Source organism: Lentzea albidocapillata, assembly GCF_000719115.1.
GTDB classification, from domain to species: domain Bacteria; phylum Actinomycetota; class Actinomycetes; order Mycobacteriales; family Pseudonocardiaceae; genus Lentzea; species Lentzea albidocapillata.
In genome coordinates, this window is record NZ_JOEA01000015.1 from 138,270 (window position 1) to 151,635 (window position 13,366).

General features: G+C 68.2%; 17 protein-coding genes. 7 read left to right on the plus strand and 10 right to left on the minus strand.

The window, feature by feature from the left end; genetic code table 11:
* Positions 1–563: 563 nt before the first annotated feature.
* Positions 564–1,499, minus strand: a complete 936-nt coding sequence (locus IG04_RS0125695; protein WP_030479278.1) for an asparaginase — start codon at positions 1,497–1,499, stop codon at positions 564–566.
* A 23-nt stretch (positions 1,500–1,522) separates the two neighbouring features.
* Between IG04_RS0125695 and IG04_RS0125700 the strand changes: the two genes are divergently transcribed.
* Positions 1,523–2,035: a GNAT family N-acetyltransferase gene (locus IG04_RS0125700; protein WP_030479279.1), complete on the plus strand. Its 513-nt coding sequence runs from the start codon at positions 1,523–1,525 to the stop codon at positions 2,033–2,035.
* A gap of 14 nt (positions 2,036–2,049) precedes the next feature.
* On the opposite strand, the gene IG04_RS0125705 is transcribed toward IG04_RS0125700, so the two are convergent.
* The 6 genes from IG04_RS0125705 to IG04_RS0125730 all read right to left on the minus strand — a co-directional run bounded on the left by IG04_RS0125705 (position 2,050) and on the right by IG04_RS0125730 (position 6,746).
* Positions 2,050–2,727: a polysaccharide lyase family 7 protein gene (locus IG04_RS0125705; protein WP_030479280.1), complete on the minus strand. Its 678-nt coding sequence runs from the start codon at positions 2,725–2,727 to the stop codon at positions 2,050–2,052.
* Positions 2,728–2,838: 111 nt separating this feature from the next.
* The gene (locus tag IG04_RS0125710; protein ID WP_030479281.1) at positions 2,839–3,402 is read right to left on the minus strand and encodes a 1,2-dihydroxy-3-keto-5-methylthiopentene dioxygenase; all 564 of its coding nucleotides are present in this window, start codon (positions 3,400–3,402) and stop codon (positions 2,839–2,841) included.
* The gene (mtnB, locus tag IG04_RS0125715; protein ID WP_051770673.1) at positions 3,399–3,995 is read right to left on the minus strand and encodes a methylthioribulose 1-phosphate dehydratase; all 597 of its coding nucleotides are present in this window, start codon (positions 3,993–3,995) and stop codon (positions 3,399–3,401) included. The genes IG04_RS0125710 and mtnB overlap by 4 nt, the downstream gene beginning before the upstream one ends.
* Positions 3,992–4,648, minus strand: a complete 657-nt coding sequence (gene mtnC / locus IG04_RS0125720; protein ID WP_030479283.1) for an acireductone synthase — start codon at positions 4,646–4,648, stop codon at positions 3,992–3,994. Before mtnC ends, mtnB begins: the two co-directional genes overlap by 4 nt.
* Positions 4,645–5,646 carry a s-methyl-5-thioribose-1-phosphate isomerase gene (locus IG04_RS0125725; RefSeq protein ID WP_030479284.1) on the minus strand — a complete coding sequence of 334 codons (1,002 nt, stop codon included), beginning with the start codon at positions 5,644–5,646 and terminating at the stop codon, positions 4,645–4,647. The genes mtnC and IG04_RS0125725 overlap by 4 nt, the downstream gene beginning before the upstream one ends.
* Positions 5,646–6,746 carry an acyl-CoA dehydrogenase family protein gene (locus tag IG04_RS0125730; RefSeq protein ID WP_030479285.1) on the minus strand — a complete coding sequence of 367 codons (1,101 nt, stop codon included), beginning with the start codon at positions 6,744–6,746 and terminating at the stop codon, positions 5,646–5,648. Before IG04_RS0125730 ends, IG04_RS0125725 begins: the two co-directional genes overlap by 1 nt.
* A 140-nt stretch (positions 6,747–6,886) precedes the next feature.
* Between IG04_RS0125730 and IG04_RS0125735 the strand changes: the two genes are divergently transcribed.
* From IG04_RS0125735 to IG04_RS0125745, 3 genes are all read left to right on the plus strand, one after another.
* Positions 6,887–7,090 carry a cold-shock protein gene (locus tag IG04_RS0125735; RefSeq protein WP_030479286.1) on the plus strand — a complete coding sequence of 68 codons (204 nt, stop codon included), beginning with the start codon at positions 6,887–6,889 and terminating at the stop codon, positions 7,088–7,090.
* A 270-nt stretch (positions 7,091–7,360) separates the two neighbouring features.
* The gene (locus IG04_RS0125740) at positions 7,361–8,557 is read left to right on the plus strand and encodes a PI-PLC domain-containing protein (RefSeq protein ID WP_211257814.1); all 1,197 of its coding nucleotides are present in this window, start codon (positions 7,361–7,363) and stop codon (positions 8,555–8,557) included.
* A 30-nt stretch (positions 8,558–8,587) separates the two neighbouring features.
* Positions 8,588–9,664 (plus strand): aminotransferase-like domain-containing protein, encoded by a 1,077-nt coding sequence (locus IG04_RS0125745; RefSeq protein ID WP_211257815.1) that lies wholly within the window; start codon positions 8,588–8,590, stop codon positions 9,662–9,664.
* Here the strand turns inward: IG04_RS0125745 and IG04_RS0125750 are convergent.
* The gene (locus tag IG04_RS0125750) at positions 9,630–10,454 is read right to left on the minus strand and encodes a glycosyltransferase family 2 protein (RefSeq protein ID WP_030479289.1); all 825 of its coding nucleotides are present in this window, start codon (positions 10,452–10,454) and stop codon (positions 9,630–9,632) included. The genes IG04_RS0125745 and IG04_RS0125750 overlap by 35 nt on opposite strands.
* Positions 10,455–10,509: 55 nt before the next feature.
* Here IG04_RS0125750 and IG04_RS0125755 point away from each other — a divergent pair, with 55 nt between their 5' ends.
* From IG04_RS0125755 to IG04_RS0125765, 3 genes are read left to right on the plus strand one after another with little or no spacing between them, the layout of a single operon-like run.
* Positions 10,510–10,959 carry a MarR family winged helix-turn-helix transcriptional regulator gene (locus tag IG04_RS0125755; RefSeq protein WP_030479290.1) on the plus strand — a complete coding sequence of 150 codons (450 nt, stop codon included), beginning with the start codon at positions 10,510–10,512 and terminating at the stop codon, positions 10,957–10,959.
* Positions 10,956–11,351 (plus strand): DUF5313 family protein, encoded by a 396-nt coding sequence (locus IG04_RS0125760; protein ID WP_030479291.1) that lies wholly within the window; start codon positions 10,956–10,958, stop codon positions 11,349–11,351. The genes IG04_RS0125755 and IG04_RS0125760 overlap by 4 nt, the downstream gene beginning before the upstream one ends.
* Positions 11,352–11,366: 15 nt before the next feature.
* Positions 11,367–11,687 carry a hypothetical protein gene (locus tag IG04_RS0125765; protein WP_157512996.1) on the plus strand — a complete coding sequence of 107 codons (321 nt, stop codon included), beginning with the start codon at positions 11,367–11,369 and terminating at the stop codon, positions 11,685–11,687.
* Here the strand turns inward: IG04_RS0125765 and surE are convergent.
* Complete coding sequence (gene surE, locus IG04_RS0125770) at positions 11,650–12,405, minus strand: 5'/3'-nucleotidase SurE (protein WP_030479293.1); 756 nt, start codon at positions 12,403–12,405, stop codon at positions 11,650–11,652. The genes IG04_RS0125765 and surE overlap by 38 nt on opposite strands.
* 4 nt (positions 12,406–12,409) lie before the next feature.
* Positions 12,410–13,315, minus strand: a complete 906-nt coding sequence (locus IG04_RS0125775; RefSeq protein WP_030479294.1) for a 1-phosphofructokinase family hexose kinase — start codon at positions 13,313–13,315, stop codon at positions 12,410–12,412.
* Between the last annotated feature and the right edge of the window lie 51 nt (positions 13,316–13,366).

The following is a 13,366-nucleotide window of genomic DNA, read 5'->3' on the forward strand; positions in this document are numbered from 1 at the left end:
CCACCGCCCCCGCCCCTGCGGCCGCCGCCCGCAGCCCTTCGACACCACGACGCGGTGCCTCAAGCCGCCAAGCACCGAGAGCCGCCTGATGCCCCACCCGCAAAACACGTCGAGCCGCGCCCCACCACCCCGCCCCTGCGGCAACGGCAGTCCGCGCCCTTCCACCACGGCGCGGTGCCTCAAGCCGCCAAGCACCCAGGAGCCGCCTGATGCCCCACCCCTCCAAACACCCTCGAGCCGCCCCACCGCCCGTCCGCCAAACACCTCGGACAACGCAGGCGCCCCTGCGGCAGCCGCCGCCCGCAGCCCTTCCACACCACGAAGCGGTGCCTCAAGCCGCCAAGCACCTAGGGAGCCGCCGGACGCCCCAACCTCCGAACACCCTCGAGTCCCCGCCGCCTGTCCGCCTCACATCTCGGACAACCCAGCCGCCCCTGCCACCACGCACCTCGGGCCCCCACCGCCCAGTCCGCCGAACACCCCGGACAACCCGGCCGCCGCTGCCACCTCGGGCCGCCCGACCGCCAAAGGGGCGCCGTGCCCGCCAAGGCGCGGTGCAGCACTCAGAAAACGCCCCCGCGGACCGTGAACACGTCCTCGACCGGACTCTCCGAGCCCAGCGCCAGCCGGAGGAGCACGCGGGACTTGCGCGGGCACAGCCAGCCCGCCATGACCGCGCCGCGCTGGATCAGGTCCGACTCGGACCCGGTGAAGCCGTAGGTGTTGCGGAACGTCGTGCCCGCGCCGGTCCGCGACGCCACCACCACCGGGAAGCGGGCGCGGGAGATCGCCTCGGCCATCCCCTGCGACACGTGCCCGGCACCGGTGGCCGCGACCACGACGCCCTGGACGTTGAGCCAGTCGAGGATCGCACCGTCATCGTCCACTGTGGCCTCGATGAGCGGAACCGCTGGTGCGTCAAGGGGTCGCGGTAGTGCCGGCAGCCGGTGCGCGGGGTGGAAGTACTGCGGGGCGCCCTCGACTTGGAGTCCGAGCGGGCCGGGGAACGAGGCGAAGGCGTTCATGAGGCTGCTGTGCGCCTTGCGGACCCAGCGCGCGGCGTGGATCTCGTCGTTGAGGACGAGCAACGCCCCGCGCCCGCGTGAGTTCGAGGCCGCCGCGACAGACACGGCGGCGGCGAGGTTGGCCGGGCCGTCCGCGCCGGGCAGGCCTGGGTGGCGCATGGCGCCGGTGACGACGAGCGGTTCTTCGTGCGGCCACAGGCAGTCGAAGAAGTACGCGGTCTCTTCCAGCGTGTCGGTGCCCTGGATGATCACCACGCCGGCAGCACCCCGCGCGACCTGCTCGTCGGCCCAGTCGAAGGTCTCCAGCAACGTCGCGAAGGTGAGCGAGGCGCCGGGGATCGTCGCCAGGGTGGCGATCTCGCCGACCTCCAGGCCTCCGACCAGGTCCTGCGCGCCGAGTGTCGGCGACACCGCGCCGGAGCCCGTCATCGTGATCGTGCCGCCGAGCGATGCAACCGCCACCCGTGAGTCCATGGCTTCACTCTAGGGTTGATCGCATGACCGGACTCGGATCAGTCGACTGGCCACCGACCGCGATCAGGACCGGACGGCTCGTGCTGCGCGAGTCCGAGGCGGGCGACCGTGAGGCGTTCGTCGAGCTGTTCTCGTCGCCGGAGGTGGGCACCTACATCGGTGGTGCACGGCCGCGAGACGAGGTCGAACGCTCGGCGCCCGAGGTGACGGGCCGGCGCACGGGCTTCTTCGTCGTCGCTCTCGGCGGCGCGATGATCGGCATGGTCACGTTCGACCCGCATCCCGACTCAGGCGAACCCCAACTGGGGTACCAGTTCCTGCCGGAGTTCTGGGGACAGGGCTACGCCTACGAGGCGTGCGTGGCGGCGCTCGACTGGTGCGCCGCCGCGCTTCCCGACCGACAGGTGGTGACCACCACCCAGACGGCAAACCTGGCCTCGATGCGTCTTGCGGCGAAGCTGGGGTTCACCGAGGTGGAGCGCTTCGAGGGCTGGGGTGCCGAGCAGTGGTCAGGCGTGTGGTCGCCACTGCACTGACAGCAGTCAGGGAGTCACTGGCGCCAGTAGGTGATGTTGCGGAAACGGGCCTCCGCGCGGCCACTGCCGTGGTGGTAGACGCCGTTCTTGAAATAGCGCGTCGCCGGGCCCTCGTCCTGGTGCGTGAGTTTGAGGGCGCCGTTGTAGTAGGTCTTCACGGTGCCGCGGCCGCCCGCCACCGCGGTGTGTTCGACGCGGATCTTGAACCATTTGTTGTAGATGCCGGTGGCGACCACCTGGTTGCTGTCCTTGCGCAGGGTGCCGCCGTTGATGTTCGCGACGTTGAGCATCACGTCGGTGGCGCGGGTGCCGCTGGGGCGGCTGCCGCGCAGGATCTGCACGACGGTCGGGCCGCTGACGCCGGCCGGGATGTAGATCTCGCCCTCCCAGGCGCGCGAGCCGCTGGAGTACTCCTGGTTGAACCGCAACTCGGTGCGCGGATCGGTCGGGCTGCCCTGGGTGTGCGGCTGGTCGTAGTCGTACACCCACGTCGTGTGGACGCCGCCTTCGAACTTGTACCGCGCGCTGGTCGCGAGGTTGTACGGCTTCTGGACGGTGTAGGTGTACGGCGCCGAAACCCACTGCGCGGACGGCGGCTGAGCGAGGGCCTGAGCCGCCGGTGCCACGAGCAGGGGTGCGGTCAACGCGAGGGCGAGCACGGATCGTCGTGTGTGGAGTGCAGGGGTTTCCACGTTGAATCCCTCCGACCTTCGATAAGTGGTCTGTACCACTCTGAGGTCAGCGGGCGGAGGGAATCAATACTTCGTTCAAATTCCGGAACAAGGTTCAGGTAGGCGAACTTTTCACATTCCTGAACGCAGCTCGTCGAAGGTCGGGAACTTCGCCGCGATGTCGCTGCCGGTGAAGTTCCCGATCCAGCCGTCGTCGTCGTGGAAGAACCGGATCGACACGTAGTCGGGCGTCGTGCCCATGTCGAACCAGTGCGTCGTGTTCGCCGGAACGCTCAGCAGGTCGCCCGCCTCGCAGAACACCGCGTACACCTTGTCGCCGATGTGGAGGTAGAAAACGCCTGCGCCACGGGCGAAGTAGCGGTCCTCGTCGTCGTCGTGCGTGTGCTCGGCGAGGAACTTGCCGCGGAACTCGACGGCCTTCGCGCGGTACTCGTCCGTGTCGGCCGGGGTCATCTCCATCGCGTCGACGTAGCCGTAGCTCTCCGTCTCGCTGACGCGAGCGACTTCCTTCGCGTAGATCCCCAGGGCGTTCTCCGCGGTCACACCGTCCACAACGGACCAGCGGCTGAAGCGCACGCCGTGCTCCTTGAGCGCGGTGGTGATCTCCTCGGCGTCGGTGGTGCGCAGGACGGTCTGTTCGGGGCCGGTTTCCGGCCACACCGTCAGCAGCGTCATGAGTGCCTCCCCGTAAAGATGTCTCGCGTCTCCACCTTGAAGCGCAGCAACCACTCCAGGCATTCCAGCCGGTGCCGGGCCTGCACGAGGTCGTCGCCCCACACGTACACGCCGTGCCGCGCGACGAGCAGCGCCGGCACCTTCGGGTCGAAGCCCTTCTCGAAGGCGTCGCCCAGTTCGAGCATGTCCTGCGAGTTGCGGACGACCGGGATCACGACCTCCTCGTGGTCGTAGCGACCGAAACCCTTGAGCATCTCCAGGTCTTTCAGCACCACGCCGCCGGGCCAGTGCTCCGCCGCGACCACGGTGGCCAGGGCGTGAACGTGCACGACGGCGCCTGCTCCCGACACGTGAGCGATCCTGGCGTGCAGGCCCGCTTCGGCGGACGGAACCCTGTCGCTGTCCACGGCGTTGCCGTCGACGTCGATGACCACGCTGTCGTCAGCGGTGATCTCGCCCTTGTCGACGCCGCTGACCGTGACCGCGAGCCGGAGCGGATCACGTTGCAGGACAACGGAGAGGTTGCCGCTCGTGCCGCGCATCCAGCCCATCTGCGCGTAGCGGACGCACTCTCGGGCGAGCTCGGCCGTCACGAAAGCTCCCAGACCGTCGGGTGGGGCGAGAAGTCGGCGTTGCCGTACGGCTCACCGGCGCGCGCGACGCCGACCGTCTTCCAGCCCGCCTCCTGCGCGGCGTGCAGCTCGGCCGGAACGTCGCTGTAGAAGGTGATGTCGTCGCTCTTCAGCACCGAGGCGATCTTGTGGTACGACGCGGCTTCACGCTTCGGGCCGGCGTTGACCGTGTCGAAGTGGTGCTCCAGCAACGGGGTCAGGTCACCGTCGGTGGTGTGCTGGAAGAACGCGATCTGGCCCGCGACCGAGCCTGAGCTGAAGATCGCGAGCCGCACGCCGTCGCCGTGCCACTTGCGCATCGCGGGGACGACGTCCGGGAAGAACTCCGCCACCAGGTCGCCCTGCGCGTAGCCCTGCTGCCAGATGAGGCCCTGCAACGTCTTGAGGGGCGTGACCTTCTGGTCGGCGTCCATCCAGTCGTGCAGCGCTTTGACAACGTCGTCGTGGCCGCTGAGCTTCTTGATCTGCCGCACGGCGTCGGCGACCACCGGGTCGTCACCGTGCTGCTCGATCCACGGACCGAGCCTGGGACGGGCGTAGTCGTAGAGGACGACCAGCACCTGGTCAGTCGCGCTCAGCGTGCCCTCGATGTCGAGCACGACCCACTTGCTCACCGCTGTTCTCCCTCGTAGTACTTGTCGAGCTCCCCGGCGCTGTACACGCCCCGGTCGGTCACCACCGTCGTGACGAAGCGCGGCGGCGTCACGTCGAACGCCGGGTAGTGCCCTTTCACCCTCGGCGTGGCACTCGGTCTGCCCAGCACCTGCAGCACTTCGGCACCGTCGCGGTACTCGATCTCGACGTACTCCGTCGTGGGCGCTTGCAGATCGGGTGCCTGCACTTGGGCGTGGAACGGTACTCCGAACGCGTGCGCGGCCACGGCCAGACCCAGCGTGCCGACCTTGTTCACGACGTGCCCGTCCATGGTGACCCGGTCGGCCGCCGTCACCAACGCGTCGACCTCGCCGCTTTGCAGCACCGCAGCGCCCATGCCGTCCGTGATGAGCGTGGTGTCGACGCCCATCTCGATCAACGTCTCCGCGGTGAGCCTGGCCCCCTGCAGGTAGGGCCTGGTCTCGGTGCAGAAGAAGCGCAGCGTCTTGTGCTGGTTCTGGGCCGCCCTGACCGTCTCCGTCAGGTACAGGTCGGCCCAGCAGTGCGTCAGGACGGTGGCGTTGTCGGGCAACAGGTTCGCCGTGTGCTCGCCCAGCGCCTGGCTCTTCGCCCGATACCTGCGGTCGCCTTCCTCGGCGCCCGCGAGTGCGTGCGTGATGTCCCGCGCGGCGTCCACGTGGTCGAGGACGACCTTGGTGGCCTTGCGCAGGGCGTTGTTGGTGCGCCTGGTGTTCTCGAGCATCAGCGCGGTCTGCGCGAGCTGTGCGCGGGCCTGCTCGAACGGCAGCGCTTCCAGGGTGCGTGCCTTCAGCACCATGGCGAACAGCACCGCGAAGTACGGGCCGGAGGACTGGGTGACCATGTCCACGATGGCCCGCGCGACGTCTTCGGCCGTGCGGCACAGCACCCAGTTCCGTTCGAACGGGAACTGCCGGCGGTCGAGGATCAGCACGCCGTCGCCGGTGAGCCGCACCGAGTCGGCGAGTACCGGCTGCATCAGCTGTACCCGGTGTGAGCGGGGCGCGCGCCGGTCAGGAAGTGCTCGCCGACCTCGCGGGCCTTGTAGACGACCGGGTCGTGCAGCGTGAGCGTGCGGGCGTTGCGCCAGAAGCGGTCCACGCCGTACTTGGCCGCGGTGCCGCGCGCGCCGACCTGCTCGAAGATGCGGCTGGTGACCTCGTTGACGAGCTTCGTGCTGACGACCTTGGCTTCGGAGATCGTCACCGCGACCTCGCCGCGCTTGGCGGGCGTGAGGTGGCGGCCGTGCTCGGAGGCCTCCCAGAGCTGGCGGGCGGCTTCGTCCGCGAGCAGCCCGGCGGCCCTGGTCTGGGACACCATCTCGCCGTAGGCAGCGACGATGTACGGGTCGTCGATGGCGGCTTCGACGCCGCTGACGAACCACGGGCGGGTCTTGGTGCGGGTGTAGTCGGCGGCCTCGGCGAGCGCGCCTTCCGCGATGGCCACGTAGAGCTGGGCGAGCACGAGCTGGAAGCCGATCGCGGCGAGGCTGACGCGCGGGTCCTCGCCTGCCGGCTGGACGCCGAGGACCTCCGTCACCTGGACGTTCTCGAAGTTCACCCCGCCGGACGCCGTGAGGCGCTGACCGATGTTGTCCCAATCGTCCAAATAGGTGATTCCGGTCGCTTTTCCGTCGAGCAGGAACGTCAGTTTCTCGCCGTTGTCCGTGCGGGTCGCGCTGACCACGAGGCGGTCGGCGACGGCGGCTCCGGTGGCGAACGTCTTGCGACCGTTCAGGACGAAACCACCTTCGGCGGGCGTCAGTTCCAGCGCCGCGTCGAGCGGGTTGCTGACGCCGGCCCAGAACTGGTCGGGCTGCACGCTGAACTGGGCGTCGAACAGCCCGCTGCGCCAGATCTGCAGGTAGTGGTACCCGAGGAGGTGTCCGATGTTGGCGTCGGCGGCACCGATGATCCGGCCGATCCGCTGCTGCTGCGCCCAGTCCTGCACGTTCAGCAGTCCGCTCTGCCGGAGCAGTTCCACCTCTTTGGCGGGCGGCTGGCCGGCCCGGTCCCTGTCCGCCGCGTCGGACCTGAGCGTCGCCGCAACCTCGTGCGCGACGTCCAGCCAGTTCGACATCCCTGCTCCTCTCGGTGGTACCCGGTTCAACTTACTTCGTCACACCACCGGGCTAACCACGATGTGAGAGAGACCGTCGCCTGGCAGACTGCGCGCGAACCTCGCTCTGGCGAGGGTCCAACATCTAGGGAGCAATCGGTATGGCGCAGGGCACCGTGAAGTGGTTCAACGGCGAGAAGGGCTTCGGATTCATCGCGCAGGACGGCGGCGGTCCGGACGTGTTCGTGCACTACTCGCAGATTTCCGGCTCGGGCTTCAAGTCGCTTGAAGAGCAGCAGCGCGTGGAGTTCGAGATCGGCCAGGGTCAGAAGGGGCCTCAGGCGCAGGACGTCCGCGCCATCTGATTCAGCTCTTGGAAGCCCGCTCGGCCGCGTGCCGGGCGGGCTTCTTCTGTACCTGCACGGATTTTGGCGGCAACCGAGGGAGTCGAACCCTGCGCGGCTTGTGAAGGCGGCGCCCGGACACCGGCCCTGACCCTTCGGTCGGGCGACGGCTGCCTTGGAGTTGTGCTGCCCCCTAAGAGGGCTTTACGACGCGTCGGATACCCACAGTGTTAAACGTCCACACCCTTGAAGACGTTTCATGTTTCACTCCGATGGGTGACCCTGGTCACCGTGCGATACCTCCCTGCCATCGCGGCCCTGCTCATGCTTCCCCTGGTACCCGCCACCGCTGAAGCGGCTCCCGCGGGCACGTTCTACGTCACCAGTGTCCGGACCGGCCTCAACGTCGCCCAGAGCGGCAGTGGACTGGCACTGCACCGTCCGAAGGGCAACGAGGACCGCCAGCAGTGGCGGCTGAGCGACGGGAGGTTCGAGAACACCGACTCGCCGGGCCAGTGCATCACCCGTCAGCTCACCATGGGTTCGTGTTCACAAGGGGATACGGTTCACGAGCCGCGTCAGTTCGGTGATCAATGGGAATTCTTCGGTCTCGGCGGTGAGTCGCGCTGGTACCTGACGCCGGTCGTCAGCCGGACCGAGCCGATGCCGGCGGATCCGCGGCTCGACCAGATGACGTTCCTGACCGCCCACAACGCCTATGCGAACGGGGTGGACGGCGGGTTCGCGCCGCCGTTCGTCAACCTCGCCAAGAACCAGACGCGCGGCATTGTGCAGCAGTTGAACGACGGCGTGCGGGGTTTCTCGCTGGACATCCACCAGACCCCGGACGGCGCGATCCTCTGCCACAACAGCTGCACGCTCGTGAGCAAGCCGGTGGCGCTGAACGTCGACATTCAGCGGATCGTGGACTTCCTGCGCGCCAACCGCAGCGAGATCGTCACGGTCTTCCTGGAGGACTACGTGTCGGCGGACGTACTGCGCGCCGAACTCCGCAAGGTGCAGGGGTTGGGCGACGTCCTGTACCGGGCTGAGGGCGTACAGCAGAACGGCTGGCCCAAGCGCAGCCAGATGCAGGCGACCGGCAAGCGGCTGATCATCTTCACCGACCACGGCAAGGACGGCCGCGAGGACAGCGGCGTGCTCTACCAGAAGGACTGGACGGTCGAGAACTACTGGTCCATGGGTCCGGGCCTCGGCAACTCCGACTGGTCCTGTTACAGCCGATGGGGTGACAAACCGCTGACGGCGACCGGGAACTTCCCGCCGTTGTTCTACATGAACCACTTCCGGGACGTTCCGTTCAGCAGCACGGCGACAACGGACAACAGCAAGGTCGCGAACCGCGCGCAGCAGTTCTGCCAGCCCGCGGCCAGGAAGAAGCCGAACTATGTGTCGGTCGATCTCTATCACCTGGGCGACGCGGCTCAGGCCGTGCGGCACCTGAACTCATACGTATATAGGCCGTAGCCCAAATCGTGGGAGTTGTACGCTCCGCGCATGGCCTCGATCCTGTTCACGCGCGGAGCGCCCTCTCTCGACATCATCGACCAGGAAGGTCTGCGCGAAGCGGCGCAGAAAGCCTTCACGGACGATCCCGGCGGCACCTTCGCGTACGGCACGAGCGTCGGCTACGTACCGCTGCGCGCCTGGCTCGCGGAGCAGCACGGCGTCGCGCCGGAGCAGGTGCTCGTCACCAACGGCTCGATGCAGGCCGACGCGTTCCTGTTCGAACTGCTCGTCCAGCAGGGCGACGACGTGGTGGTCGAGGCGCCGACCTACGACCGCACGCTGCTGAACCTGCGCCAGCGCGGCGCCAAGATCCACGCGATCGAGCTGCAGACCGACGGCATCAACGTCGACGCGCTCGAGGAACTGCTGGAGAGCGGGGTGCGCCCGAAGCTCGCGCACATCATCCCGAACTTCCACAACCCGGCCGGCTACACGCTGTCCGAGGCGAAGCGCGCGCGTCTGCTGGACCTCGCGGCCAAGTACGACTTCGTGCTGTTCGAGGACGACCCGTACGTCAAGGTGCGGTTCGAGGGCGAGCCGCTGCCGACGATGCTGTCGCAGGACAAGAACGAGAAGGTCGTCTACGCGTCGTCGTTCTCGAAGACCATGGCGCCCGGCATCCGCTGCGGTTACCTGGTGGGGCCGAAGGCCGTCATCAAGTCCGTCCAGGACATCGCCACCACCACGTACATCTCGCCGAACATGGTGGCGCAGTCGATCGTGAACTCGTACTGCCGTTCCGGCCGTCTCGAGGAGTCGGTCGCGAACGTCCGCACGGCGTTGCGCGCCCGCAAGGACGCCCTGGTCGCCGCGCTGCAGCGTGAGCTGCCGGAGGCGGTCTTCACCGCGCCGCAGGGTGGCTACTTCATGTGGGTCGAGCTGCCGGGCGTGTCGATCGACAAGCTGGTGCCGGTCGCGAAGGAGCACGGCGTCGAGTTCGTGAAGGGCTCCGACTTCCTGCTGGAGGGCGGCGACAACGCCATCCGGCTCGCGTTCTCGGGCGTCACGCCGGAGCAGATCGACGAGGGCATCACGCGCCTCGCGGCTGCTGTGCGATCGCTCTGATCTGCGCTTCCAGGTGTTCCGGCAGCGCACGTCGCTGCCGGAGCGCCTGACGCAGCCGGGGCAGGGCCGCCCGGAACGCCTTCGGGTCCTTCAACGACGCCGCCAGCGCGCTGGCCAGCGGCCGTCGCATCCACGCGGCCAGCAGTGCGTTGCGCCGCTCGACGACGTCCTCGCCCGGCGCCCGGCCTGCCGCCGGGTGATGGTGCGCCACCACGTCCTCGACGTAGCAGAGCGCCCAGCCCGCCGCCGCCAGGTCCCACGACAGCAACGTTTCCTCGCCGCGGAAGAACAGCACCGGGCTGAAGCCGTCCACGTCCAGGAACGCCTGCCGCCGCACGATGGCCGAGCAGGCCAGAAATCCGAGCACCGCGGGCCCCGCGACACCCTCGCCCAGCGGGCTGTGGCGCAGCAGCGGCGTGATCGGATCGGGTTCTTCCGCCGGCCCCACCAGCGTGTGCGCGACGATCACCGCCAGGTCCGGGTGCTCGTCGAAGATCGGCTCGGCTCGCTCGATCGCGTCGGGCGCCCACCACGAGTCGTCGTCGGCGAAGGCGACGAACGGTGTCCGCGCCGCCTGAACGCCGAGGTTGCGCGCCACCGCGCCGCGGTTCACCGCCGACTCCAGCAGCAGGACGTTCGGGAATTCGTTGCGTACACGGGAAACCGTGTCGTCCGTCGACGCGTTGTCGACCAGGATCACCGGCACCGCGAGCTCGCTCAGGCGTGACAGCGTGCGCAGCAGGCTGTCCGCACGGTTCCGAGAGGCGATGACGACGGTGGTCCGGGCCATGCCAGTCGTCTACCCCGTCGTTCGCCATTGACACCGCCAGTTAGTCTGTACACCAATGATTAGTACACCAAGTATCCCGGAGAACCCGCTCGAACTGGAGCGGCAGGTCTGCTTCGCGCTCGCCGTGGCCAGCCGGACGGTGATCGCGGTCTACCGCCCGATCCTGGAGCCGCTGAACCTCACACATCCCCAGTACCTGGTGATGCTGGCGCTCTGGGAGCGGTCGCCGCGCACCGTCAAGGACCTGAGCAACGTCCTGCAACTCGACCCCGGCACCCTCAGCCCGCTGCTCAAGCGACTGGAGGCGATCGGGTACGTCGAGCGGCAGCGGGACAAGGCAGACGAACGCGCGCTCGCGCTGACCCTCACCGCGAAGGGCACCGAGTTGCGCAAGGAAGCGCTCAAGATCCCCTTCAAGGTCGTGGAGCAGCTCGACATGACGTTCGAAGAACTCGCGCAGCTGAACCAGGTGCTGCACAAGGTGATCGCCAAGGCGACGCGGTGAACCCCGCGCTGAAGGTCTGGTACTACGCGGGTGGACGTGTGCCGCAGAAGTACCGGGAGTTCGTCCACGACGACGTGACCGGTCCGAAGTGGTTGCTGCGCTTCACGGTGCGCAGCCTTGTGCAGGTCACACCGCTGACGACGGCCATCACGCTGGCGCTGGTCTTCGGGCTCGACTCGCCGTGGCCGCTGGCAATTGCGTGCGGCGCGCTCGGATTCGTTGTAGGACTGTACTTCGCGCTGTCCTACGCTCCGGAAAGTGTGGATTACCGCCTCACGAAGTACGGGTATCCACGAGGGTCGGCGACTCAAGGTCGCCGGGACCGAAACGCTGTGAGGGATCGCGAACGACAGGCGAAGTACGACGCGGTCTGGCGGCGATCCGAGGGGTAGGGACCTATGGCCTTGTTGAGCGATCAGTTCCAGTTCACGAGGCCGCAGGCGCTCACACTGACAGCCGGGGTGCTGCAACTCGCTTTCGGGTGGTTCGACGTGTTCGGACTGGACCCGAACTACCACGTGATCCAGATCGGCGTCGGGGCGCTGGGGGTCGCGATGGCGTGGCGGCACGACCACGCGCGGATGTACGGACTTCTCCTGCTGCTGTCGTTCGGGACGTTGGCGTTCTCGCTCAACGAACTGACGACGGAGAGCTTCCTCGAGGTGCGGACGGCCCTGATAGGGCTCGTGATCACGCTGGCCAAGCCGGCAAAGCGCGCTCAGGACTGACGTCGCGGCCGACCGAGCGCAGCGCCGTGACGGTCGCGAAACCGTCCGCCAGCAACGCCGTGTCCGTACCCGGCACGAGCGAATCCTCGGCGTAGACGTGCACGAGCTCGACCTCGTTGTCACCCACGTCGTCCACCCGGCTCTGCACGGTGCCGAACCGCGCCAGCTCCGCCCAGCGAAGTCCTTGCACGTCAACGACGTTCGGCACGTTCAGCGACAGCACTGTGGCCGCGGGCATCTCCAGCAGCGTCGGCAGCACGACGCGTACGACCTCGCATGCCTTGTCCCACAACGGTTCGGGTCCGTCCAATCCCACGTCGAGCGACACCGCCATCGCCGTGACGTCGTTCACGTGCGCGGTCAGCGCCGCGCCGACGGTGCCGGAGTGCAGGATCGCGCGGCCCACGTTCGCGCCCAGGTTCACGCCGGACAGGACCACGTCGGGCTTGCCGCCGAAGCCGCCCCTGCACGCGATCAGCGAGATCAGACCCGGATGCGCCGCGACCGCGTAGGCCTCGACGTCGAGTCCGGGCAGGGTGCGCCGTTCGCTCACCACCCTGCCGTGCTCGCCCACCGCCGCGACCGACGCGCTGGTACCGCTGGCTTGGGCGGTAGGCGCCGCCACCGCCACTTCGAGGCCGCACTCGGCAGCGGCCGACGCCAGGGCCCACAGGCCGGGAGAGTCGATTCCGTCGTCGTTCGTGATCAGCGCGCGCATCCGCTCATTCCTCGATCGGCTCCAGTTCCACGCGTTTGCTCAGCTCGCGCACGGCCTCTCCCCCGCCACTGCCGAGGCCGTGCCGGGTCACGTTGACCGCTCCCGCGGCCGCGCCGAGCTTCACCGCGTCCGTCAACGACATACCCAGCGCGAGGCCCGCCGAAATCCCCGCGGTCATGGAGTCGCCGGCGCCACGCGTGTCGACGGCCTCCAGCTGTGGCATCCGCACGAGGTAGAGCTGGTCTTCCAGCAGCGCCAACGCCGGTTCGCCGGCGCGGGACACCACCACACCGTGCACGCACGAAGAAGCGATCTCCCTGGCCTTCTGGATGAGCTTGGGCAGTTCTTCCTCGCCCAGTTCCTCGTGCGACACCTTGACCGCGTACGGGCCTCCCCGCACGGCTTCGGCGAGCCGGTCGCCAGCCAGGTCGACGATCACGCGGCAACCGTTGCCGGCCAGGTCCGAGGTGAGGCGGAAGTACGTGTCGTGGGGCAGCACGCGGTCGTCGGACGGCCCGCTCAGCACGGCCGTGCCCGCTCGGATCCCCTCCACGAGCGCAGACTCGTAGACGTCGTCGAGTTCGTGGCGGGACAACGCCTCCGGGAGCATCTCGACCATCTCGTCCCGGCTGCCGTCGCGGCGGTCGTGCACGTAGGCGCCGTTGCGGGCAGCGACCTCACGCGACTTCAGGTCGACGTGCTCGCCCTCCAGCAAGGTGCGCAGCACACGGCCGGTCTCACCGCCGAACGTCGCGCACACGACGGCCTCGACGCCCAAAGCGGCGATCATCCTGGACTGCCAGAAACCCTGGCCGCCGGCGTGCAGGTGCACGTCCGGCTCACCGTCGAGGTCCTCGATGGTGATGGTCAGCTGGGGGGACGGGGCGAATACGGCAACTCGGGCATCCACAACGTCCTGATACCCGGTGTGGGCGAGTGCTACTCGCCCACACCGGGTGAA